This is a genomic window from Micromonospora halotolerans (assembly GCF_032108445.1).
Classification (GTDB): domain Bacteria; phylum Actinomycetota; class Actinomycetes; order Mycobacteriales; family Micromonosporaceae; genus Micromonospora; species Micromonospora halotolerans.
In genome coordinates this window covers 917,244-941,103 of record NZ_CP134876.1, presented here as the reverse complement: position 1 = coordinate 941,103, position 23,860 = coordinate 917,244, and the positions used below count along the sequence as shown (strand labels likewise).

The following is a 23,860-nucleotide window of genomic DNA, read 5'->3' as shown; positions in this document are numbered from 1 at the left end:
CACGCGCGGTTTCAGGCCCGCGCCACCGGCCGCGGCACGGCGGCGAACTCGGACAGGGTGAACCACCGGGGCAGGGCGCGGCGGAGCGCCTCCGGCCCGGCCACCTCGACGGCGCCGCCGCGCAGCGCGGCCGGCCAGTCCAGGTCGCCCAGCCACACCTGGACGAGGGCGCGCAGGCTCGCGGTCACCGTCACGGTCACGTCGTGCCCGGGGTCCACGTCGCAGACGTCGGCCTCCCCGGTGGCGATGACCAGCCACCAGTCGCGCAGCGCCGTGGGCACGTCCCGGAAGCGGAAGTGCACGACGGTACGTCCGGGCGGCACCGCCTCGTGGTCGACGTGCCGGTGCATGTCCCACAGCAGGAGCTTCGGGTCCAGGTCGGCGTCGCCCAGCTCACCGATCCAGCGCACCCCCCAGGCGCCGAGCGCCTCGAGCACGGGCCGCAGCTCGCGGCCGGCCTGGGTCGGGACGTAGCGCACGTCGGCGCCGGCGACGTGCCGCTCGACCACGCCGGCGCGGACGAGCTGGTGCAGCCGCCGGGACAGCAGGGTGGGCGACATCCGGGGCAGGCCACGGCGCAGTTCGTTGAAGCGCTCGGACCCGCTCACCAGTTCCCGGACGACGAGCAGCGTCCACCGCTCGTCGAGCAGCTCCATGGCCTTCGCCACGGGGCAGAACTGGTGGTAGGAGGTCCCCATGGGCGGCACGCTACGCCGCCGGGAAGGGCCCGGCCAGGAACCTGTCGGGAGCGGTACACATCTCGTACTGGGTGGCCGCTCCTCCGCTGCCTAGCGTCCCTTGCAGGACGAGACGGAGGAGCGGGACATGATCGACGAGATGGAGCAGGACCGGGCCGTGAAGGCCGGGCACCGGCGGATGTGGGCTCTCGGCAGCTATGCCACGGTCGCCGCGGAGGTCATCCCCGAGCTGGGGACGGCCCTGGTGCAGGCGGCCGGGGTGGGGCCCGGCGACCGGGTGCTGGACGTGGCCGCCGGCACCGGTAACGCGGCCGTCCCGGCGGCCCTCGCCGGGGCGGAGGTGGTGGCCAGCGACCTGACCCCGGAGCTGCTGGAGATCGGGCGGGCGCTGGCCGCGGAGCGTGGCGTGGAGCTGGACTGGCAGGAGGCCGACGCCGAGGCGCTGCCGTACGCCGACGGGGAGTTCGACCGGGTGCTGTCCTGTGTGGGGGTGATGTTCGCGCCCCGGCACCGGGCCGCCGCCGACGAACTGGTCCGGGTCTGCCGGCCGGGCGGCACGATCGGCCTGGTCAACTGGACTCCGGAGGGTTTCATCGGGCAGTTGTTCGCCACCATGAGGCCGTACGCGCCCCCGCCGCCGCCCGGCGCGCAGCCGCCGCCGCTGTGGGGCGACGAGGAGCACGTCCGCGCCCTGCTCGGTGACCGGGTCACCGATCTCGTGCTGCGCCGCGAGGTGGTCACCGTGGACCGGTTCGCCGCTCCCGAGGACTTCCGCGACTACTTCAAGGCCCACTACGGGCCGACGATCGCGGTGTACCGGGCCAACGCCGAGGACCCCGAGCGGGTCGCCGCGCTCGACGGCGACCTCGCGGACCTGGCCCGGCGGCACACCGAGGCCGGGGTGATGCGCTGGGAGTACCTGCTGGTCACGGCCCGGCGGCGGGGCTGACGGCGGCGCCGGCCGGGGTGGCGGTCCCGTGACCACCCCGGCCGGCGAACCGTCTGCGGCGACTCACTCGGATTCGGCGAGGATCGCGTACAGCTTGCGCCGGGTCTCGTCGAGCACCTGGGCGGCGCGCGCCCGCTGGTCGTCGGTGCCGGTCATCATGACCTGCCGCAGGGCGTTCATGGCCTGCGCTCCGGCGTCGCGGATGTCGTGCCAGCTGTTCACGGTCTGCTCGGCGAACTCACCCCAGGGCGGGGTCTGCGCCGCCTCGGCGGCCTCGGCCTGCCCCTGCTCGGTGAGGGCGAACCGCTTCCGCCCGCCGTCGGAGTCGGCGGCCGCCGCGACGACGCCCTCGTCCTCCAGCAGCTGCAGGGTCGGGTAGATCGAGCCGGGGCTGGGGCGCCAGGCCCCGCCGGTCCGGGAGTCGATCTCCTGGATCATCTCGTAGCCGTGCATCGGCCGCTCGGTGAGCAGCGCCAGCACGGCGCCGCGCACGTTGGGCCGGCGGCCGCGCCCACGGCCCCGCCCACCCCGGCCGTGGCCGTGCGGTCCGGGCGGGAACGGCGGTGGTCCCGGGGGTACGGGCGGGAAGCCGAAGCCCCGCATCCGCATCTCGTCGTGCACGGCGTGCATCCGTCGGTGGAAACCCATCGGGCTCTCCTTCTGTCCGTCCTATCACTGATGCATCAACGATATATCGGCAATGCATCGCCGACAAGCCGAATCTGGGACGGGTCCCCAAACCGTACGTACGTCTTGCTAGGGTCTTGGGTGTGCGCCTGCTTCCCGAACCGGGCCCGTCCCGGACCCTCGCCCTGTCCACCCTGATCAACACCGTTGGCCGGGGCACCTGGCTCACCGTCAGCGCGCTCTTCCTCACCCGCTCGGTCGGGCTCACCGTGGCCCAGGTCGGCGTCGGCCTCACCCTCACGGCGCTGGTGAGCCTCGTGACCAGCACGCCGATGGGCTACCTGGCCGACCGGCTCGGCCCCCGCGGGCTCCAGATCGCCGCGCTGCTCGCCTCCGCCGGGTTCACCGCCGCCCTGGTGGCCGTCCGCTCCTTCGCCGGGTTCCTGGTGGTCGGCGTGCTGATGGCGGTCGCCGACTCCGCGACCCGGGGCGCCCGGGGCGCGCTGATCGCCGGCGCGGTGCCGCCGGACCAGCGCGTGCGCACCCGGGCCTACCTGCGCGCGGTCACCAACGTCGGGATCTCGGTGGGCACCGTGCTGGCCGGCTTCGGCCTGGCCGCCGACACCCGGACCGCGTACGTGTCGCTGATCCTGCTCGACTGCGCGACCTACCTGGTGGCCGCGGCGGTGCTGCTCCGGCTGCCACCCGTGCCGCCGGTGCCGGCGCCGACCCACGGGCCGCGGCTCATCGCCCTGCGGGACCGGCCGTTCCTCGCCTTCACGGTGCTCGACGGGCTCATGTCGATGCACTTCAGCCTCATCAACATCGCCCTGCCGCTGTGGATCGCCGGGCACACCACCGCGCCGCGCTGGCTGATCTCCGCCTGCCTGCTGGTCAACACCGTGGTGGTGGTGCTCTTCCAGGTCCGCGCCTCGCGGGGCACCGAGGACCTCGCCGGGGCCGCTCGGGCGGCCCGCCGGGCCGGCGCGGTGATCGCGGTCGCCTGCGCGCTCTTCGCCGCCGGCGGCGGCGTGCCGGTCGCGGTGGCGGTGCCGCTGCTGCTCGGCGGCGCGCTGGTGCACGTGGTGGGGGAGTTGTGGCACGCGGCGGCCGGCTGGGGCGTCTCCTTCGGGCTCGCCCCCGCCCACGCGCAGGGCCAGTACCAGGGCGCCTACGGGATGGGCATGCAACTCGGCTCGATGGTCGCCCCGGTGGTGGTGACGACCCTGGCGGTCGGCTGGGGCGTGCCGGGCTGGCTGCTGCTCGGCGGGCTGTTCCTGGTGCTCGGTGCGCTGGTGCCGCCGGTGGTGCGCTGGGCCGCCCGGACCCGGCCCGCCGTGCCGGAGCCGGCGGGCGTTCCGGTCGGCTGAGCCGCCACTCACCACCGATCGTCCGGCGTCCTCAGGTCGACCCGCGCGGGCCCGGGTGCATCTGGCAGGCTGGTATTCGTGCTCACGGTGCCGGTACGCCAACTCGGGGAGTCGGAGCGCCGCGCGGTCGAGCGGCTGCTCGACCTCGACCCGTACGCGGGCGCGCAGGTCGCCGAGCGGGTGGCGGCGCGGGGGCTGGCCTGGTGGCGGGCCGAGGGGCGGATCCTGGGCTACGGCTCGCGCCGCAACCTGGAGTCCATCTGCTGGCTCGGCGGCAACCTGACCCCGGTGCTCGCCTCGGAGTCGGCGGTGGCCGCCTTCGCCGAGCAGTTGAGCACCGAGGAGCGGCTCTGCTCGTCGATCGTGGGCCGGGCCGACGCCGTGCTCGGGCTGTGGGACCGCCTCTCCGCCCACTGGGGGCCGGCCCGGGACGTACGCCCCAACCAGCCCCTGCTGGCCACGGAGGCGCTGCCCACCGTGGCGCCCGACCCGGAGGTGCGCCGGGTGCGCGGCGGTGAGGTCGACCGGCTCTTCCCGGCGGCGGTGGCCATGTACACCGAGGAGGTCGGGGTGTCGCCGCTGGCCGAGGACGGCGGGCGCGCCTACCGGCGGCGGGTGAGCGACCTGGTCCGCGCGGGCCGGGCCTACGCCCGGTTCGTGGACGGCAAGGTGGTCTTCAAGGCCGAGCTGGCCGTGGTCACCCGGCGCACCGCGCAGGTGCAGGGGGTCTGGGTCGCGCCGGAGTGGCGGGGCCGGGGCATCGCGACCGCGGCCATGGCGGCCGTGATGCGCGACGCGCTGGAGCGGGTGGCCCCCTCGGTGAGCCTCTACGTGAACGACTTCAACCTGCCCGCCCGCCGGGTCTACGAGCGCTGCGGCTTCCGCCCGGTCGGCACGCTCGCCACCGTGCTGTTCTGACGTCGACCCCGGTCGCATGGCCGGGATCACGTCGCTCCACCTTGCGCCGAACCGGACAGTCGACGCTATGCTGACCTTGTTTTTGTACTGACTGGTCAGTTCAGAAGTCGGGAACGGTGCGATGAAGATCGTCGAAGCCAGCGGGCTGGGGCTGCGCACCCGCCGCGGCTGGGTCTACCGCGAGGTCGACCTCACGGCCGAGGCCGGGGAGCTGCACGCCGTCACCGGCCCACCGGGCAGCGGGCGTACCTCGCTGCTGCTCGCCCTGGCCGGGCGCTTCCCGCACACCCACGGCGAGCTGCGCCGCTGGGGTCCGGCCGCGCTCGGGCAGGTCGCCGGGGTGCACGAGCCCGACCCCACGCTCACCGTCGCCGAGCACATCCAGGAACGGCTGCTGCTGCTCGGGCCGGTGCCGCGCCGCCGCCGGCAGCTCGTCCCGGTCGCCGCCGTGCGGGCCCGGCGGGCCTACCGCCGCGACGCCCTCGCCGCCGCCCTCGCCGGCGCCGGCTTCACCGACGCCCCGCTCGACCCCGACCGGTACGGCCGCGACCTCACCCCCGTGGAGCGGCAGGTCCTCGGGCTGGTGCTGGCCAGCCTGAGCGGCCCGAGCCTGATCGTCGCCGACGACGTGGACGCCGGCGCCGACGCGCCCGAACGGGCGTGGATCTGGGACGCGCTGGCCCGCCTCGCCGACCAGGGGTACGCCGTGGTCGCCAGCGCCCGCGCCGTCGAGCCGGGCGTGACCGCCGTCGCGCACCGGATCGGCGACCCGACCCTGCCCGGCCCGGCCCTGACCTCCGAGGTGACCGCATGAGTGTCGTACGACTCGCGCTGTTCGAGCTGCGCCGGATGACCCGGGGGCGGCTGCCGCGCGCCGCGCTCGCCGTCCTCACCGTCATCCCGCTGCTCTACGGCGCCCTCTACCTCTACGCCTTCTGGGACCCCTACGGGAACCTCGACCGGATCCCGGTGGCCCTGGTCAACGCCGACCGGCCCGCGAAGGCGAGCGACGGCAGCGAGGTGCACGCCGGCCGGGACCTCACCGACGAACTGCTCGACCGGAAGGTCTTCGGCTGGACGGTGACCGACCAGGCCGACGCCACCGAGGGGCTCCACGACGGCCGCTACCACCTGGTCTTCTCCATTCCGGCCGACTTCTCCGCCACCCTGGCCGCCAGCCCCGAGCCCGACCGGCCGGCCCGCCGGGGCGAGCTGAAGGTGGTCAACGACGACGCCACCAACTACCTCTCCGGGCTGCTCGCCCGCTCCGCGTTCAGCGAGATCCGGGCCGCCGCCGCCGAGAGCACCGCCGCGTCGTACTTCGACAAGATGCTCATCGGCTTCACCGACGCCAAGGCCGAGACCGGCCGGGCCGCCGACGGCGCCGACCAGATCCACGACGGCCTCGGCACCTCCCAGCAGGGCGCCGGGCAGCTCGCCGACGGGCTGGGCACCGCCGAGGACGGCGCCGGGCAGCTCGCCGGCGGGCTGAACACCTCCGTGCAGGGGGCGACCAAGCTGGCCACCGGCCTGGACCAGCTCTACACCGGGGCGGCGCAGATCGCCGACGGCGCCAACCGGGCGGCCACCGAGACCCGCGCCGCCGCCCAACAGGTCGACGCCGCGGCGGACAGGTACGAGCCGCTGCTCCGCAGGAACGCCACCGACATCCAGCGGGCCGCCACGCTGGTCGCCGAGGGTGCGCAGGCGCTCGCCGACGGCCTCGACGCGCTGCCGGCCCGGGCCGACGAGGTGGTCGGCCAGGCGGAGAAGGTGCGCGACCGGCTCGACGCGCTGGTCGAGGAGCACCCGGAACTGGCCGACGACCCGAACCTGGTCGCCGCGCGGAAGGCCGCCGACCAGGCCGTGACGGCGGCCCGGGCGATGGTTTCCGCGCTGGACAAGACCGACCTCGCCGCGCTGAGGAAGCAGATGACCGAGGTCGCGCAGACCGCCCGGGAGGTGGCCGCCGCCGCGCCGCACCTGGCCGACGACGTGGCCACGGCCCGCGCCAAGGTCGACCAGCTCGCCACCGGGCTCACCACCCTGGCCCAGGGCAGCGCGAAGCTCCGCGACGGGCTCGGCGACGCCGCGGACGGCGCCGACCAGCTCCGGGGCGGCCTCTACCGGCTGGCCACCGGGGCTCGCCAGCTCGACGGCGGCCTGGCCCAGCTCAGCACCGGCAGCAACCGGCTCGCCGACGGGCTGACCAAACTGGAGGGCGGCGCCGGCGACCTCGCCGACGGGCTCGCCGCCGGGGAGAGGAAACTGCCCGGGTACGACGACGCGGGCAGCCGGGCCGACGTCCTCGGCGACCCGGTCGGGCTGATCCGCCACTCCGACCACCCGGCCGGCTCGTACGGGGTGGGCTTCGCCCCGTACTTCCTGGCCCTGGCGCTCTGGGTCGGCGCGATGATCACGTACATGCTGCTGCGGCCGGTGAACCGGCGGCACGTGATGTCCGGCGCGCCCGGCTGGCGGGTCGTACTCGCCGGCTGGCTGCCCGCCGCGGCGATCGGGCTGGCCCAGGTCGCGGTGCTCTACACCGTGGTCACCCTGGCGCTGGGCCTCGACCCGCGGCACGGGCCGGCGACCTTCGGGCTGCTCGCGCTCACCTCGCTGGCGTTCACCGCGATCATGCAACTGCTCGGCGTCGCGCTCGGCCCGGCCGGCCGGCTCGCCGCGCTGGCCCTGCTCATGCTCCAGCTCACCTCCTCCGGCGGCACCTACCCGGTGCAGACCTCGCCCGGTTTCTTCCAGGCCATCCACCCGTGGCTGCCCATGACGTACGTGGTGGGCGGCCTGCGGCACACGATCAACGGCGGGCCGGCCGGGCCGGTGGTCACCGGGGCGCTCGTCCTGCTCGCGTTCGGTGCGGGCGCCCTGGCGCTCACCGTCGGCGCGGCCCGCCGGTCCCGCCGCCTCACCCCGGCCAAACTGCACCCCGAACTGACCATGTGAGGATGGGCGGGTGACGGACGGACGGACCCGCCGGCGGGAGGACACCCGGCAGCGCCTCTTCGTGGCGGCGGTCGAGCTCATCGCCGAACAGGGCTTCTCGGACACCACGGTCGACGACATCGCGACCCGGGCCGGCGTGGCCAAGGGGACCGTCTACTACAACTTCGAGTCCAAGACGGTCCTCTTCGAGGAGCTGCTGCGGCACGGCATCGGCCTGCTCACCGCCGAGTTCCGGGCCGCCGTCGCCGGGCTGCCGCCCCGCGAGGCGCTGGCCGCGCTGGTCCGCGCCGAGCTGGACTACATCCGCCGCTACCGGGCCTTCGCCCAGCTCCTGCTGTCGGAGATGTGGCGGACCAACCGGGAGTGGCAGCAGACCCTGCGGCTGCTGCGCGGCGAGGCCATCGAGGTGATCGCGGAGACCGTCCGCGCCGGGGTGGCCAGCGGCGACCTCCCCGCCGACCTGGACGTGCGCACGGCCAGCTCGGCGCTGTTCGGCGTCGGGCTGGTGGTGGCCGTGGACTGGCTGGTCTTCCAGCCCGACCGGCCCATCGAGGACGTGCAGGAGGCGCTGCTCGGCATCGTCCGCCGGGTCGCCCAGACGTGACACCGCGGCGGTAAATCGTTTGAACGGCCCGGCCGTCCGGGTGAGGCTGGGGGCACCGCCCCCACCGACCCGAGTCCGGAGGACTTTCCATGCGCCTGCTCCGCGACCTCTGGGCCACCGCACCGCGTCGGATGGCGGTCGTCCTGCTGTTGATCCTGCTCGCCGCCGGCGGCCAGGCCGCCGCCTCGGCGCTGGCCGGGCCGGTGCTGGTGCACCGCTCGTCCGGCTGGTTCACGGCGCTGGCCGTGGCGCTGGTCGCCGCCGTGGTCAGCGACCTGCTCATCGGTCTGCTGATGGCCGGCCTCACCGCCGACTGGTCCGCCGACGTCCGCCGCCGCCTCTGCCGGGTCGCGCTCGGCCAGGACCTGCCCACCCTGGAGACCACCCCGGTCGGCGAGCTGCTCGACCGGATCGACAACGACGTCTACCAGGTCGCCGCCGAGATGCGGAACACCGGCGTACGGCTCGTGCAGGGCGTCGCCGTCTGCCTGCTCGCCACGGTCAGCGCGCTGGTCGTCTGGTGGCCGGCCGGCGTCGGGATGATCCTGCTCACCGCGCTGCTCGGCGTGGCGCTGCGCGGTCCCACCGCCCGGATCGCCCCGGCCCGGATGGTCGAGGAGGAGGCCTGGTCCGACCTGGCCGCCGTGATGGAGGAGGCGGTGCACGGCCAGGACGACGTGCGCACCAGCCTGGCCCGCCCGTACGTGCTGCGCCTCTACGCCCGGCGCGCCGCCGAGGTGATCGCCCGGGGCGGCCGGGTCTTCCGGCTGTCCGCCCGGGTCACGGCGCTGGCCGCCGGCGGCGTGCGGGTCGGCATCGCCGCCGTGGTCCTGGCCGGGGCGTGGGCGCTGGCCACCGGCCGGGTCGACGCCGCCCGGCTCACCGCGATCTGGCTGCTCGCCCTGGCCTTCGGCGCGACCGTCGAGCACATCGCCCGCTGGGTGCCGCACCTGCAACAGGCGCTGGGCGCGTGGGCGCGGGTGCAGCTGCTCGCCGACTCCCGGCAGGAGCCGATCGGCGGCGCCGCCCCGGTCGACGGTGACCTGACCGTCCGCGGGCTCACCTTCCGCTACCCCGCCACCGGCGAGGACCGCGGCCCGGCGCTGCGCGACGTCAACCTCACCTTCGCCCGCGGCCGGTCCTACGCCCTGGTCGGCCGCACCGGATCCGGCAAGTCGACGCTGGCCAAGGTGCTCACCCGGGCCGTGGACGTGCCCCGCGGCACCGTCCTCCTCGGCGACACCGACCTGGTCGACCTGGACATCGAGGCCCTGCGCCGGTGGATCGCCGTGGTGCCGCAGCGCACCGAGATCCTGGCCGGCACGCTCGCCGAGAACGTCGCGCTCTTCGACCCGGATCTGCTCGACGACGCCACCCGGGCGCTGGCGGAACTCGGGCTGGCCGGCTGGATCGCCGAACTCCCCGACGGGGTGCACACCCGGCTCGGCGAGGGCGGGCACGTGCTCTCCGCCGGGCAGGAGCAGCTCGTCGCGTTCGCCCGCATCCTGGTCCGCGACCCGCACGTGGTCATCCTCGACGAGGCCACCGCCCGGCTCGACCCGGTCACCGAGAACCGGGTACGCCAGGCCACCGAACGGCTGCTCACCGACCGGATCGGCATCGTCATCGCGCACCGGCTCTCCTCGGTGCGCCGCTGCGACGAGGTCGTGGTGATGGCCGACGGCGCGGTGCTGGAGGCCGGCCCGCTGCGCGAGTCGGCCCGCTTCGCCGAGCTGCTGGCCACCAGCCACGCCAGCGCCTACGCGGGCGCCGGTGCCCGCCGCGGCGGGGTGGAGCTGCTGGACGGCCCCGACGGGTGGCCCGACGAGCCGGCCGAGACGACGGTCCCGACCACCGCGCCGCGCCAGGTCGCGGTGCCGCGCACCGACCCGCCGCCGCTGCCCGCCCCACCGCCCGCCCGGACCCTGCGGGAGATCCTGCGGCTCGGCACCAACGACCCGCGGTACGGGCTGGTCTCCGTCGGCCTGTTCGTCGTGATGACCCTGCTCGGGCTGGACGGCTCGGTGCTGCCGTGGCTCTGGGCCGAGGTCGTCGGCGGGGGAGACCCGTGGCTGCCGGCGTTGGGCATCGTCGCCGCGCTGCTGGTGGTGCTGCCGCTGCCGTTCCTGACCAACCTCTGGTTCCCGCAGTGGTGGATCCGGCAGATGCTGCGCATCAGCGCACGGCTGGTGCACGGGCAGACCGGGGCGCGCCGGGTCAGCGGGCACACCCCGGCCGAGGTCGTGGCCCAGGGCGGCGACACCGACCGGGTGGTGCAGCTCGCCGACAACCTCATGGACCAGTTCATCTCGCTGGCCATCGTGATCACCATGACCCTGGTGACCGGCAGTGTCGTACCCGCGCTGTTCTTCGTCGGGACCATGGTGGTCTCCGGGCTGGCGGCGACCCTGTTCGGGCCGCGGCTGGAACGCACGGCCGGCGGCACCGTCAAGGCCCGCGCCGCCTTCGCCACCGCCCTGGTCTCCTCGCTGTCCGCCGCCCGCACGGTGAAGCTCGCCGGCGCCACCTGCCCGGTGCTGCACCACCTCGCGAAGCTGGACACCGTGCGCAGCGACCGGCAGCGGCGGGAGATCGCCATGCAGGTGTGGGCCCGGTCCACCCCGTCGATCGCCAGCGGCCTGCTGCCGATCGGGGCGTGGGCGCTCTACCTGACCGGCGGTCTCTCCGCCGGTGCGACCCTGGTCGCCGTCTCCACCCTCGGCGCGGCCCGCTGGTTCGCCTGGACCACCGCGTCGCTGGTGTCGCACTACCCGTCGGCCCGGGTGTGGACCAGGCGGACCGTCGCGATGACCGGAGTGGCCACCTACTCGGCGTCCGTGCCCGGGCTGGACCTGGCCGCCGGCACCGCCCCGGCGCCGGAACCGCCGCCGCGGCACCCGCTGCGCCGGCTGGAGCTGACCGGCTTCGGCGCGCTGCACTCCGACGGCACCCTCGCCGTCCGCGACGTCGACCTGACCGTCGAGCGCGGGCAGCTGGTGCTGGTGGTCGGGCCGGTCGGCGCGGGCAAGTCGTCGCTGCTGCGGGCCCTCGCCGGGATCGTCCACCACACCGGCACGCTGCGCTGGAACGGCGAGCCGGTCACCGAGCCGGAGCTGTTCCTCCGCCCCAACCAGGTCGGGTACGTGGGGCAGCTGCCTCGGGTGCTCTCCGGCACGGTGGCCGACAACATCGCGCTCGGGCACCAGGTGGACGCCGCCGGCGCGGTGTCGACCGCCCAGCTCGACCACGACCTGGCGGCCGCCGGGGGCGGGCTCGGGCTGCTCATCGGGCACAAGGGCACCCGCCTCTCCGGCGGGCAGCTCCAGCGGCTGGCGCTGGCCCGGGCGCTCGCGCCGCGTACCGAACTGCTGGTCGCCGACGACGTCTCGTCCGCGCTGGACGTGACGACGGAGCTGGCGCTCTGGGCGGCGCTGCGCGAGCACGGGGTGACCGTGGTCGGCTCGACCGCGAAGCGGGCGGCGCTGGTGCGCGCGGACCACGTGGTGGTGCTGGTCGACGGCACGGTGGCGGCCCAGGGACCGTGGCCGGACCTGGAGCCCCGCTGGGGCCACCTGGCCGGCTGATCCCGGACGGGCTCGTCGCCGGACTGGCCCGCCTCGGGCGACCGGCGGCGTGGCCCGCCGTGCACCTGCTGCGCCGCCACCCGCCCCGACGATCATGAAGTTAGCGGCGACAAATCGGGCGGATGTCACCGCCAACTTCATGATCAACGCGGTGACGCGCGGCGGGTGGCGCGCGGCGTGCGGCGGGTGCGCGGGTTAGAAGGCGCGGGTGTACTGGTGGGGCCAGGTGGGGGTCTGGGTCAGTTTGGCGGCGGCGCGGTGGGGCCAGTACGGGTCGCGGAGGAGTTCGCGGCCGAGGAGGACCAGGTCGGCCTCGCCGCCGGCGACGATCTGCTCGGCCTGCTCGGGCTCGACGATCAGGCCGACGGCGCCGGTCGGCACGCCCGCGTCGCGGCGGATCCGGGCCGCGAGGGGCACCTGGTAGCCGGGGCCGACCGGGACGCTCGCCCGGGCGGCGGCGCCGCCGGAGGAGGCGTCCACCAGGTCGACGCCGGCGGCGGCCAGCTCGCCGGCGAGCACCACGCTGTCCTCGACGGTCCAGCCGCCGTCGACCCAGTCGGTGGCGGAGATCCGGGTGAGTACCGGCACGGCCTCGCCGACCGCGGCGCGGACCGCCCGGGCCACCTCCAGGGTCAGCCGCATCCGGCCGGCGCGATCGCCGCCGTAGCCGTCGGTGCGGTGGTTGGTGAGCGGGTAGAGGAACTCGTGCAGCAGGTAGCCGTGCGCGGCGTGGATCTCCACGGCGGCGAAGCCTGCGTCGAGGGCCCGGCGCGCGGCGGCGGCGAACGCCTCGACCACCGCGGCGATGCCGGCCTCGTCGAGCGCGGTGGGGGTGCGGTAGTCGGGCAGGAACGGCTCGGCGCCGGGGCCGACCGGGGTCCAGCCGCCCTCGGCGTCCGGGACGCCGCCCCGGCGCTCGGCCCACGGCCGGTACGTGGACGCCTTGAACCCGGCGTGCGCGAGCTGCACGGCCGGCACCGACCCCTGCGCGGTGATGAACGCGGTGATCGGCCGCCACGCGTCGACGTGCGCGTCGGACCACAGCCCGGTGTCCTGGGGGCTGATCCGCCCCTCGGGGACCACGGCGGTCGCCTCGGTGATGATCAGTCCGGCGCCGCCGACCGCGCGGGAGCCGAGGTGGACGCGGTGCCAGTCGGTGGGCAGGCCGTCCGGCCCGGCGCTGTACTGGCACATGGGGGCGAGCGCCACCCGGTTGGGCAGGGTGACGCCGCGCAGGGTGAGCGGGGTGAACAGGGCACTCATACGGTCATCCTTCAACAGGCGTCGGGGGGGGGGCCGAAGCCCTCCCCCCGAGATCGGATGCTCAGGCGGCCACGGGGGTGAGCTGCTCACTCTCCGGAGCCTCGATGAGGTCGCGCTTGCCGGCCGACTCGTACGCGGTCCGGTCCAGGGTGCCCTCGCGGGCGGCCACGACGGTCGGCACCAGGGCCTGGCCGGCCACGTTGGTGGCGGTGCGGATCATGTCCAGGATCGGGTCGATGGCCAGCAGCAGGCCGGCGCCGGCCAGCGGCAGGCCCAGCGTGCTGAGGGTCAGGGTCAGCATGACGATGGCGCCGGTCAGGCCGGCCGTGGCGGCGGAGCCGACGACCGAGACGAAGGCGATCAGCAGGTAGTCGGTGACGCCCAGGTGCACGCCGAAGACCTGCGCCACGAAGATCGCGGCGAGGGCCGGGTAGATGGCTGCGCAGCCGTCCATCTTCGTGGTGGCGCCGAACGGCACGGCGAAGGAGGCGTACTCGCGGGGGACGCCGAGGCGCTCGACCGAGCGCTGGGTCACCGGCATGGTGCCCACCGAGGAACGGGACACGAAGGCCAGCTCGATGGCGGGCCAGGCGCCGGCGAAGAAGCGCAGCGGGTTGAGCCGGCCGGCGGCGATGAGCACCACCGGGTAGACCACGAACAGCACGATGGCGCAGCCGACGTAGACGGCGGTGGTGAACTTCGCGAGCGGGGCCAGCAGGTCCCAGCCGTACGAGGCGACGGCGTTGCCGATGAGGCCGAGGGTGCCGATCGGGGCGAGCCGGATGACCCACCAGAGCGCCTTCTGCACGATGGCCAGCACCGAGCGGTTGAGGCTGACGAACGGTTCGGCCGCCTCACCGAGGAGCAGCGCGGCGGCGCCGATCACCAGGGCGAGGAAGACGATCTGGAGGACGTTGCCCTCGACGAACGCGCCGACCGGGTTGGTGGGCACGATGCCGGTGAGGAAGTCGGTCCAGGAGCCGGTCTTCTTCGGGGCGGTGGCGCCGGCCAGGTCGAGGGTGACGCCCTTGCCCGGGTTGGTCAGCAGGCCGAGGCCGATGCCGATGCCGACCGAGACGAGCGCCGTGATGCCGAACCAGAGCAGCGTCTTGAGCGCCAGCCGGGCGGCGTTGGCCACGCCGCGCAGGCTGACCACGCTGACCACGATGGCGGTGAAGACGAGCGGCGGCACGGCCAGCTTGAGCAGCTGGACGAAGAGTCCGCCGACGGTGTCGAGGGTGCTGGTCAGCCAGGCGAGGTCGTTGGCGCGGGCGAGGAAGCCGAGCGCCACGCCGAGAACGAGGCCGAGCAGGATCTGCACGGAGAAGGGGAACTTGCGCAGGGCGGAAGCCATGGGGATCTGTCCAAAGGTCTGGCGGAGTGAACGGGGCAGCGTCAGGAGAGCGGCTGCGCCGGACAGATGCCGCTGGCCTGCAGTCGGAGGTCGACATACAGGCGCACGGTGAGGTGCCAGACGTTGGTCATCGCCTGCCGACGCTACTCCCAGCCGGCTCCCAGCCGGAAGGACCGACCGGCGTGACGCTCCTTACAGGCCCGGTTAGGAGGGGCCCCCTGCTATACCGAATCCGTTAACAAGGGGCCCTTCCTTACCTGCGGAGGCCCAGCACCGCGGCGGTGGCCAGACCCCACCCGGCGGCCACGGCGAGCAGCAGCCGCTCCAGCACCCCGACCAGGCCGCCGCGCCCGACCAGCAGCATGGCCAGCCCGACCGCCCCGGACAGCGGCAGCGCCAGGGCCGCGCCCACGCCGGCGACCCGGCGCAGCGCCCGCCCCGCCGCCGGCTGCAGGAACACCGCCAGCATGGCGAAGACCACGGCGGCGGTGGCCCCGATGCTCGCCCCGCCGTGCACCAGGTCGGCCACCGTGGCGGCCTCGAACGGCGGCAGCGGGCAGCCGGTGGAGCAGGTCACCGCCCCGGAGAGCGCCGTGCCGGCCGCGCCGGCCACGAGCAGCCCGGCCGCGGCCCGCAGCGCCGGGGACAGCGCCGCGGCGAGCAGCAGCAGCGCCGCCGCCAGGGCGAACACCCCGATCCGGTACGCCCCGGCGTACGCGCCGTCGGTGACGCCGGCCTCGCTGACGTACCCGGCCAGGCCCGGGCCGGGACCGGCGGCCACGGCGACCGTCACGGCGACCACCCCGGCCAGGGTGCAGCCGACGGCGGCGGACGCCGCGGCGGCCCGGAGGACGCCGGGGTCAGCCACGCCCGTGCGGCGTGGTCCAGCCGGACAGGTCGGGACCGAGCGGCACGATCCGGGTCGGGTTGATCATCTCGTGGGTGGCGTAGTAGTGCCGCTTGATGTGGTCGAAGTCGACCGTCTCGCCGAACCCCGGGGTCTGGAACAGGTCCCGGGCGTACGCCCAGAGCACCGGCATCTCGGTCAGCTTCTGCCGGTTGCACTTGAAGTGCCCGTGGTACGCCACGTCGAAGCGGACCAGCGTGGTGAACAGCCGCACGTCGGCCTCGGTGAGCTGCCCGCCCATGAGGTAGCGCTGCCCGGACAGCCGCTCCGACAGCGCGTCCAGGCGGGCGAACAGCGCCGTGTACGCCTCGTCGTAGGCCTCCTGGGAGGTGGCGAAGCCGCACCGGTAGACGCCGTTGTTGACGTCCCGGTGGATCTCCGCCATGAGCGCGTCCATCTCGGGGCGCAGCTCGACCGGGTAGAGGTCCGGCGCGCCCGGCTTGTGGAACCGCCGCCACTCGGTGGAGAAGTCGAGGGTGAGCTGCGGGTAGTCGTTGGTGACCACCCGGCCGGTCAGCGTGTCGACCAGCGCCGGCACGGTCACCCGGCCGGTGTAGTCGGGGTCGGTGGCCAGATACGCGTCGCTGAGGAACCCGATGCCGAGCACCGGGTCGAAGCCGTCCTGGTCGAGGCTGAACCGCCAGCCCCGCTCGTCCCGGATCGGGTCGACCGTGCCCAGCGAGATCACCTCGTCGAGACCGAGCAGGCCGCGCACGATCCGGGCCCGGTGCGCCCACGGGCAGGCCCGGCACCAGACCAGCCGGTAGCGGCCCGCCTCCAGCGGCCAGCGGCCCAGGTCGTCGGGGCCGCCGCCCTCGGGGGAGGTGGAGTGCGGGGTGACCCGACCGGTGAACCGGTTGGGCTGGCGGACGAACGCACCGCCGCCGGCGGTCTCTGCGCTGAACTGGGCCCGGGCCATGCGGCCAACCTATCCGTTCCGGGCGCGGATATCCTGGCGCCGGGCGTCCCCGCGACCCGGCGGGCGACCCCTCACCACCCCCGTCCACCCCCGAAGGACTGAGCGCCGATGACCGTCGCATACCTCGTGGCCGGTGTCCGCACCCCGATCGGCCGGTACGCCGGCGCCCTCGCCGGGGTCCGCCCCGACGACCTGGCCGCGCACGTGATCCGCGAGCTGGTCGCCCGCCACCCCTCGGTGGACTGGGCCCGCACCGACGACGTGATCCTGGGCTGCGCCAACCAGGCCGGCGAGGACAACCGCAACGTGGCCCGGATGGCGGCGCTGCTCGGCGGGCTGCCCGAGGAGGTGCCGGGCAGCACGGTCAACCGGCTCTGCGGCTCCGGTCTGGACGCCCTCGCCACCGCCGCCCGCGCCGTCGTGGCCGGGGAGGCCGACCTGCTGGTCGCCGGCGGGGTGGAGAGCATGAGCCGGGCGCCGTTCGTGATGCCGAAGGCGACCACCCCGTACGCCCGCACCGCCGAGGTCTACGACACCACGATCGGCTGGCGGCTGGTGAACCCGCTCATGAAGAAGGGGTGGGGCATCGACTCGATGCCGGAGACGGCCGAGAACGTCGCCGCGGACTTCGGTGTCGACCGGGCCGCGCAGGACGAGTTCGCGTTCCGCTCCCAGCAGCGGGCCGCCAAGGCGCAGGCCGACGGCCGGCTGGCCGAGGAGATCGTGCCGGTGACCGTGCCGGCCGGCAAGCGGGAGACGAAGCTGGTCGAGGCCGACGAGCACCCCCGGGAGACCTCGCTGGAGAAGCTCGCCGCGCTGCCCACCCCGTTCCGCGAGGGCGGCACGGTGACGGCCGGCAACTCCTCCGGCGTCAACGACGGCGCGGTGGCCCTGCTGGTCGCCTCCGCGGCGGCCGTCGAGCGCTACGGCCTCAGCCCGCTGGCCCGGGTACGCGGGGCGGCGGCGGCCGGCGTGCCGCCGCGGATCATGGGCATCGGGCCGGTCCCGGCCACCCGCAAGCTGCTCGACCGGCAGGGCCTCGGCCTGGCCGAGGTGGACGTGATCGAGCTGAACGAGGCGTTCTCCGCCCAGTCGGTGGCGGTGCTGCGCGAGCTGGGGCTGCCCGAGGACGCCGAGCACGTCAACCCGAACGGCGGGGCCATCGCGCTGGGCCACCCGCTCGGCGCCAGCGGCGCCCGGCTGGCCCTCACCGCCGCGCTGGAGCTGCGCCGCCGAGGTGGCCGGCGGGCCCTGGCGACCATGTGCATCGGCGTCGGGCAGGGCATCTCGCTGCTGCTGGAGTCGGCGGGCTGACGGCGGGCGGGCCCACGGTCGAAAGTGGATCTCCCGCTCGCGGGTGTGCCCGCCTAGAGTGGTGTGGACCACACCATGCCGCGGGTCGGCCCGGTCGCCGGGCTGCCCGCGCGGCGACGACCTGGGGGACCGAGCGATGCAGACGCCGGACGGACTTCCCGCCGAGATCGACCTGAGCCGGCCCAGCGCCGCCCGGGTCTACGACTACTTCCTCGGCGGCGCGCACAACTTCGAGATCGACCGGCAGCTCGCCGAGCAGATCGCCGCCATGACGCCGAACCTGGCGGCCACCATGCGTTCCGGGCGGGAGTTCCTGCGCCGGGCCGTCCGGGTGCTGCTCGACGCCGGCATCGACCAGTTCCTCGACATCGGCTCGGGGATCCCCACGGTCGGCAACGTGCACGAGGTGGCCCAGGCGGCCAACCCGGAGGCCCGGATCGTCTACGTCGACATCGACCCGGTGGCCGTGGCGCACAGCCGGGAGCTGCTCGCCGGCAACGAGCGGGCCACCGCCCTCCTGGCCGACCTGCGGGAGCCGAAGCTGATCCTCGACCAGGCCCGGGCCAGCGGCCTGATCGACTTCGACCGGCCGGTCGGCATCCTGCTCGCCGGGGTGGTGCACTTCATCCCCGACGAGGACCGGCCGGGCGACATCCTGGCCACCCTGCGGGCCGCCGCGGCGCCCGGCAGCTTCCTGGTCATCTCGCACTCGACCTTCGAGGACCAGCCGCAGGAGATGCTCGACGCGCAGCGGCTGTCGGCGCGTACCGCCACCGAGATCACCCTGCGCTCGCGCGCCGAGATCACCGGTTTCTTCGGCGACTGGACGGTGCTCGAACCGGGCGTCGTGCACATGCCGCTGTGGCGGCCCGACTCGCCGTCGGACGTGGACGAGCACCCCGAGCGGTTCGGGGCGTTCGGCGGCGTCGCCCGGCACGACCGGACGGCCGGCTGACCCGACATGCGCGCCCCGGACCCCGACGGGGGCGACCTCAGCCGGCCGGGCGCCGCGGCGTACGCCGCCGAGTGGGCCCGGTCGGTACGGCGCATCGGGTTCGTCCCGCTGAGCGCCGCCGAGACCGAGCGGCTGCTGCTCGTGCACACCGTCCGCCTCGGTCGGGCGCTGCTCGCCCCGACGTTCTCCGCCCAGCCGGCGGAGGACGTCGGGCGGGCCCTGGTCGAGGCGCACCTCACCGAGCCCGGGGTGCTCGACTGGTCGGTGCGGGCGCTCGGCGACCGCTTCCTGTCCTGGGTGCTGCCCGCCCAGGTGGAGCTGCCGGAGGTGCGGGAGCGGATCGCGGCCATGCAGGGCGCGTTCGCCGCCGGTTTCGGCCGGGCGCTGCGCGACCGGGTGTTCAGCCAGCAGGAGCGGATCGCCCGCTCGGCGTGGCAGGCCCGGGACGCGGTGGAGCAGGCGCTGCGGGACAGTGAGGCGCGGTTCCGGGCGGTCTTCACCGGCGCGGCGATCGGCATCGGCATCGCCGGTGTGGACGGGCGGATCATCGAGGTCAACCAGTCCTTCGCGGACATGCTCGGCTACACGGCCGCCGAGCTGCGGGAGCTGACCGTCGACGGGCTGTTCCACCCCGACGACGCCGCCGGCATGTGGGAGCTCTACCAGGAGCTGGTCGTGGGCAAACGGGACAGCGTCCGGGTGGAGAAGCGCTACTACCGCAAGGACGCCAGCGTGGTCTGGACCGACCTGGCCGTCTCGCTGATCCGCCACGACGACGGACGCCCCCGGTTCACCGTGGCGATGATCGAGGACATCACCGAGCGCTACCAGCTCCAGCAGCGGCTGCGCTTCCAGGCGCTGCACGACCCGCTCACCGGCCTGCCCAACCGGACGCTCTTCTTCGAGACGCTCGGGCAGGTCTTCGAGACCGCCGAAGCGGAGCAGCGGGTCGGGCTCTGCTTCATCGACCTGGACGGCTTCAAGGCGATCAACGACAGCCTCGGCCACGACCTGGGGGACCGGTTGCTCAAGGTGATCGGCCGCCGGCTGGCCGACTGCGTGTCGGGCCGCGGCCACCTGGTCGCCCGGATGGGCGGCGACGAGTTCGTCATCCTGGTCGACTCCGACGGCGGTCTCGACGACGCGGTGGAGGTGGCCGAGCTGGCCCTGGCCGCCGTCTCCGCCCCGGTGCACGTCGGCGACCAGCAGCTGGCCGTGTCGGCCAGCATCGGCATCGTGGAGTGCCCGGCCGCCGAGACCAGCGTCTCCGAGCTGATGAAGGCCGCCGACACCACGCTCTACTGGGCCAAGGCCGAGGGGCGGGGTCGTTGGGCCGTCTACGACCCGGAGCGCAGCGCCGCCGACATCGCCCGGTCGGCGCTGGCCTCCAACCTGCCCGCCGCGCTGGACCGGGGCGAGTTCGTGCTGCACTACCAGCCGATCGTCTCGCTGGTCGACGGCGCCATGGTGGCGGTGGAGGCGCTGGTCCGCTGGCAGCACCCGGAGCTGGGGCTGCTCGGGCCGGACCGGTTCATCGGGCTGGCCGAGGAGACCGGCCTGATCGTCCGGCTCGGCGCCTGGGTGCTCCGCCAGGCGTGCCGGGACGCCGAGAGCTGGCGGCGGGCGTACCCGGAGGCGCGGCTCATGGTCAACGTCAACCTGGCCGCCCGGCAGGCCGACGACCCGGCCATCGTGGAGACCGTCGCCGAGGCGTTGCAGCACACCGGGCTCCCCGCCGAGCTGCTGCAGCTGGAGCTGACCGAGAGCGCCGTGATGGGCACCGCCGGGGAACCGCTGCGTGCCCTGCACCAGCTCGCCGACCTCGGGATCCGGCTGGCCATCGACGACTTCGGCACCGGCTACTCGAACCTGGCGTACCTGCGGCGGCTGCCGATCCACTGCCTGAAGCTGGCCGGCCCGTTCGTCGAGGGGATCCGGGGCGACGGCACGGACGTTGTTGCCGACCACCGCGACGAGCGGATCGTGGACGCGCTGGTCCGGCTGGCCCACGCGCTGGAGCTGTGGGTGACCGCCGAGGCGGTGGAGACCGAGGAGCAGGCCGAGCGGCTGCGGTCGCTGCGCTGCGACACCGGGCAGGGCCGCTGGTTCGGCTCGCCGATGCCCGCGGCCGACATCCGCGCCCGCCTGGCTGAGAAGGAGGGGCCCCTTCTTAACGCCTCAGGTAGAGAAGGGTCCCCTTCTCACCTTCCGGAGCAGCGGGCGGGGCGGGCGCGGCTCCGCGCGGCCGGGGAGGAGACGCGGTGAGCCTGAGCGATTCGCAGGCGGTGGTGTCGGTGGTGGCCGCGCTGGCCATCCTGGCCGGGCTGGCCGGGGTGCTGGTGCCCGGGCTGCCGGCGCTGCCGCTCTGCTGGGGCGGCGTGCTGGTGTGGGCGCTCTTCGGCGACGCCGGGCCGGGCCGCTGGGCGGTGCTGGCCGCCGCCACCGTGGTCGCCGTGGGCGGGGGCGTGGTCAAGTACCTCTGGCCGGGGCGGAACCTGAAACGCACCGGCGTGCCCACCTCGTCGCTGCTGGCCGGCGGTCTGCTCGGCCTGGTCGGCTTCTTCGTCATCCCGGTGGTCGGCCTGCCGATCGGCTTCGTCGGCGGGATCTGGGGCGCGGAACGGCTGCGGCTGGGCAGCAACCAGCTCGCCTGGCCGGCCACCGTGCAGGCGCTCAAGGCGGCCGGGCTGTCCATGCTGGTCGAGTTCCTGGCCGGGCTCGTCATCGCCGTGCTCTGGGTGGCCGGGCTGCTGTTGACCTGAGCGGCTCGGGGCGGTGTTCCGCCGCTTCCGCCGGCTAGGGTCGTACGCGTGCGGATCACCGTCCTCGGTGGGCTCGGCGCCTGGCCCACCGCCGAGCAGTCGTGCTCCGGCTTCCTGGTCGAACACGCGGGCTTCCGGCTGCTGGTCGACCCCGGGTACGCGACCGTGCAACCGCTGCTGGCGCGCATCCCCGCGGCGCAGGTCGACGCCGTGTACGTCAGCCACGGCCACCCGGACCACTGCGCCGACCTGCAACCGCTGCTGCGGGCCCGGGTGCTCGCCGACCGGGCCGGCCCGCCGCTGCCCGTGTACGCGCCCGCCGGGGCCCTGGACCGCCTGCTCGCCGTGGACGAACCGGGCCTGGTCGACGGGGCGTACCGGTTGGCCGCCCTCGTGCCAGGCGAGGCGTTTGACCTCGGGCCGTTCCGGGTGGACACCTGGTCGCTGCCGCACTGGGTGCCCAACGTCGGCGCCCGGTTCACCGGCCGGGACGCGGTGCTGGCCTACACCGGGGACACGGGCAGCAGCCCCGACCTCGTCGAGCTGGCCCGGGACGCGGACCTGCTGATCGCCGAGGCGACGTATCCGGTGGAGATCCCGGACCGGCACGTCGACAACCTGTCCAGCGCCGCCGAGGTGGGCCGGTATGCGGCTGAGGCCGGGGCGCGGCGCGTGCTGCTCACCCACCTCTGGCCCGGTACCGACCCGGCGGAGGCGGTCGCGGCGGCGCGGCGAGGGTACGCCGGGCCGGTGGACGTCGCCGTGCCGGGCCTGGTGCTCCCGGTCGGGAGGTAGGGAGCGACGGCGCGGGCGTCCGGGGGTACGGCGAACCGCCGTACTTCAGTGAGAGAGAGGTGGACGCCGCGCGCCGTCGCGGGCCGGGCGGTGCCGAGCGCCCGGCGGTCGGCCCGTCGCGATCGGGCCTGGTCACGGGCTCAAGGATGCCCCGGAACGGGCCGGCGCGGCAACGCAATTAGCCGTGCCGGCCGTGAGATTCCCACGGCTGCCGTATTGACCGCCTTGATCGGCGGGATCACACTTTGCCCACTCGCACCGGGGAATCCACCTCGAGGAGGTGTGCAGTGGCCACGACGCCCGCGCCGACCGCCGAGCAACCGATGGACGACGACGCCCGACGGCTCGCCGAGCTCGGCTACAAACAGGAGCTGCACCGCAAGTGGAGCGGCTTCTCCAACTTCGCCATCTCGTTCTCGATCATCTCGATCCTGGCCGGCTGTTTCACCACCTTCGGCCAGGCGTGGAACAACGGCGGTCCGGTGGCCATCTCCTGGGGCTGGCCGATCATCTCGATGTTCATCCTGATCATCGGCTTCTGCATGGCGGAGCTGGTGTCGGCCTACCCGACCGCCGGGGGCATCTACTGGTGGGCCGCCACGATGGGTCGGCCGGTGCACGGCTGGTTCACCGGGTGGCTCAACCTGATCGGCCTGGTGGCCGTGACCGCCTCGGTCGACTACGGCTGCGCCACCTTCCTCAACCTGACCCTGTCGGCGCTCTTCGACGGCTGGGCCGGCACGGCGCACCAGACCTTCGGCCTGTTCGTGGTGATCCTCGCCCTGCACGGGCTGATCAACATCTACGGGCACCACATCATCGACGTACTCCAGAACGTCTCGGTCTGGTGGCACGTGGCCGGCGCGGCCGCGGTGGTGCTCATCCTGCTCCTGGTCCCCGACGACCACCAGAGCTTCAGGTTCGTCTTCACCGAGCGGTTCAACAACTCCGGCTTCGGCGACGGCGACACCGGCGGGCTCACCTTCTGGTTCTACGTGCTGCCGTTGGGCTTCCTGCTCACCCAGTACACGATCACCGGCTTCGACGCCTGCGCGCATGTCTCGGAGGAGACCCGCGGCGCCTCGAAGGCCGCAGCCCAGGGCCTCTGGCGGTCCATCTTCTACTCCGCGGTCGGCGGGTGGATCCTGCTGCTCGCGTTCCTCTTCGCCGCCACCGACGTGGACGCGATCAACTCCGCCGGCGGCTTCTCCGGCGCCATCTTCGAGTCCGCGCTGACCCCGTTCTTCTTCAAGGCCGTCATCATCATCTCCACCATCGGCCAGTTCTTCTGCGGGATGAGCTGCGTGACCTCGATGTCCCGGATGGCGTACGCGTTCAGCCGGGACCGCGCCGTGCCGGGCTGGCGGCTCTGGTCGCGGGTGAACCGCAACGGCACCCCGGTCAACGCGATCATCGCGGCCACCGTGGCCGGCCTGGTGCTCACCCTACCCGCGCTCTACCAGAAGGCCGGCGTGCCGGTCGCCTTCTACGCGGTGGTCTCGGTCGCGGTGATCGGCCTCTACCTGTCGTTCCTCATCCCGATCTTCCTGCGGCTGCGCCTGGGGGACCGGTTCGTCCCCGGCCCGTGGACGCTGGGCCGGCGGTACAAGCTGCTCGGCTGGGTCGCGGTGATCGAGATCGCGATCATCAGTGTCTACTTCGTGCTGCCGATCGTGCCGGCCGGCGTGCCCGGGAACGCGGACTTCACCTGGACGGCCGTGAACTACGCGCCGCTCGCCATCGGCGGGGTGCTGCTCGGCGTGGCCGTCTGGTGGTACGCCTCGGCCCGGAAGTGGTTCACCGGCCCCCGCCGCACCGTCGACGTGCCGGAACAGCGCCCAGCGCCGGCCGACGAACCGGCCTGACCCCTCCCCGCCGGC

The 23,860-nt window shown here is 74.4% G+C and carries 18 protein-coding genes and 1 pseudogene; 13 read left to right on the top strand and 6 right to left on the bottom strand.

Annotated elements, in window-relative coordinates; all coding sequences use genetic code 11:
- Window positions 1–11: 11 nt before the first annotated feature.
- Window positions 12–698: a winged helix-turn-helix transcriptional regulator gene (locus tag RMN56_RS04280; RefSeq protein ID WP_313722539.1), complete on the bottom strand. Its 687-nt coding sequence runs from the start codon at window positions 696–698 to the stop codon at window positions 12–14.
- Window positions 699–825: 127 nt separating this feature from the next.
- On the opposite strand from RMN56_RS04280, the gene RMN56_RS04275 reads away from it, so the two are divergent.
- Window positions 826–1,647 (top strand): class I SAM-dependent methyltransferase, encoded by an 822-nt coding sequence (locus RMN56_RS04275; RefSeq protein WP_313722538.1) that lies wholly within the window; start codon window positions 826–828, stop codon window positions 1,645–1,647.
- Window positions 1,648–1,710: 63 nt separating this feature from the next.
- On the opposite strand, the gene RMN56_RS04270 is transcribed toward RMN56_RS04275, so the two are convergent.
- Complete coding sequence (locus RMN56_RS04270; protein WP_262281381.1) at window positions 1,711–2,295, bottom strand: PadR family transcriptional regulator; 585 nt, start codon at window positions 2,293–2,295, stop codon at window positions 1,711–1,713.
- A 122-nt stretch (window positions 2,296–2,417) separates the two neighbouring features.
- Between RMN56_RS04270 and RMN56_RS04265 the strand changes: the two genes are divergently transcribed.
- The 6 genes from RMN56_RS04265 (at window position 2,418) to RMN56_RS04240 (ending at window position 11,711) form a co-directional block, all read left to right on the top strand.
- Entirely contained in the window at window positions 2,418–3,644 is a 1,227-nt protein-coding gene (locus tag RMN56_RS04265; RefSeq protein WP_313722537.1) for an MFS transporter, read from the top strand.
- A gap of 78 nt (window positions 3,645–3,722) precedes the next feature.
- The gene (locus tag RMN56_RS04260; protein ID WP_313722536.1) at window positions 3,723–4,562 is read left to right on the top strand and encodes a GNAT family N-acetyltransferase; all 840 of its coding nucleotides are present in this window, start codon (window positions 3,723–3,725) and stop codon (window positions 4,560–4,562) included.
- 121 nt (window positions 4,563–4,683) lie between these two features.
- Window positions 4,684–5,376: an ATP-binding cassette domain-containing protein gene (locus RMN56_RS04255; RefSeq protein WP_313722535.1), complete on the top strand. Its 693-nt coding sequence runs from the start codon at window positions 4,684–4,686 to the stop codon at window positions 5,374–5,376.
- Window positions 5,373–7,523, top strand: a complete 2,151-nt coding sequence (locus RMN56_RS04250; RefSeq protein ID WP_313722534.1) for a YhgE/Pip family protein — start codon at window positions 5,373–5,375, stop codon at window positions 7,521–7,523. Before RMN56_RS04255 ends, RMN56_RS04250 begins: the two co-directional genes overlap by 4 nt.
- Before the next feature lie 10 nt (window positions 7,524–7,533).
- Window positions 7,534–8,127: a TetR/AcrR family transcriptional regulator gene (locus RMN56_RS04245; protein WP_313722533.1), complete on the top strand. Its 594-nt coding sequence runs from the start codon at window positions 7,534–7,536 to the stop codon at window positions 8,125–8,127.
- Between the two features lie 89 nt (window positions 8,128–8,216).
- Window positions 8,217–11,711: an ATP-binding cassette domain-containing protein gene (locus tag RMN56_RS04240; protein ID WP_313722532.1), complete on the top strand. Its 3,495-nt coding sequence runs from the start codon at window positions 8,217–8,219 to the stop codon at window positions 11,709–11,711.
- Between the two features lie 195 nt (window positions 11,712–11,906).
- Here RMN56_RS04240 and RMN56_RS04235 read toward each other — a convergent pair whose 3' ends face one another.
- The 4 genes from RMN56_RS04235 to RMN56_RS04220 form a co-directional block, all read right to left on the bottom strand.
- Window positions 11,907–12,974 (bottom strand): NADH:flavin oxidoreductase/NADH oxidase, encoded by a 1,068-nt coding sequence (locus tag RMN56_RS04235; RefSeq protein ID WP_313722531.1) that lies wholly within the window; start codon window positions 12,972–12,974, stop codon window positions 11,907–11,909.
- Between the two features lie 61 nt (window positions 12,975–13,035).
- Complete coding sequence (locus tag RMN56_RS04230; RefSeq protein ID WP_313724645.1) at window positions 13,036–14,316, bottom strand: dicarboxylate/amino acid:cation symporter; 1,281 nt, start codon at window positions 14,314–14,316, stop codon at window positions 13,036–13,038.
- 265 nt (window positions 14,317–14,581) lie between these two features.
- A complete protein-coding gene (locus RMN56_RS04225; protein WP_313722530.1) occupies window positions 14,582–15,196 on the bottom strand; it encodes a DUF998 domain-containing protein in 615 nt (204 codons plus the stop codon).
- A complete protein-coding gene (locus tag RMN56_RS04220; protein ID WP_313722529.1) occupies window positions 15,189–16,154 on the bottom strand; it encodes a glutathione S-transferase family protein in 966 nt (321 codons plus the stop codon). The genes RMN56_RS04225 and RMN56_RS04220 overlap by 8 nt, the downstream gene beginning before the upstream one ends.
- Before the next feature lie 108 nt (window positions 16,155–16,262).
- Between RMN56_RS04220 and pcaF the strand changes: the two genes are divergently transcribed.
- The 6 genes and pseudogenes from pcaF to RMN56_RS04190 all read left to right on the top strand — a co-directional run bounded on the left by pcaF (window position 16,263) and on the right by RMN56_RS04190 (window position 23,845).
- Window positions 16,263–17,468 (top strand): 3-oxoadipyl-CoA thiolase, encoded by a 1,206-nt coding sequence (gene pcaF / locus RMN56_RS04215; RefSeq protein ID WP_313722528.1) that lies wholly within the window; start codon window positions 16,263–16,265, stop codon window positions 17,466–17,468.
- Window positions 17,469–17,604: 136 nt separating this feature from the next.
- A complete protein-coding gene (locus RMN56_RS04210) occupies window positions 17,605–18,423 on the top strand; it encodes an SAM-dependent methyltransferase (protein WP_313722527.1) in 819 nt (272 codons plus the stop codon).
- A gap of 6 nt (window positions 18,424–18,429) precedes the next feature.
- Window positions 18,430–20,571 (top strand): annotated as a pseudogene (locus RMN56_RS04205) (putative bifunctional diguanylate cyclase/phosphodiesterase); the annotation flags it as partial.
- Between the two features lie 113 nt (window positions 20,572–20,684).
- On the top strand, window positions 20,685–21,185 hold the full coding sequence (locus RMN56_RS04200; RefSeq protein ID WP_313722526.1) for a DUF456 domain-containing protein: 501 nt from the start codon (window positions 20,685–20,687) through the stop codon (window positions 21,183–21,185).
- Window positions 21,186–21,233: 48 nt separating this feature from the next.
- Window positions 21,234–21,980, top strand: a complete 747-nt coding sequence (locus RMN56_RS04195; protein ID WP_313722525.1) for an MBL fold metallo-hydrolase — start codon at window positions 21,234–21,236, stop codon at window positions 21,978–21,980.
- A gap of 287 nt (window positions 21,981–22,267) precedes the next feature.
- Window positions 22,268–23,845, top strand: coding sequence for an amino acid permease (locus tag RMN56_RS04190; protein WP_313722524.1), 1,578 nt, complete (start codon window positions 22,268–22,270; stop codon window positions 23,843–23,845).
- Window positions 23,846–23,860: the final 15 nt, after the last annotated feature.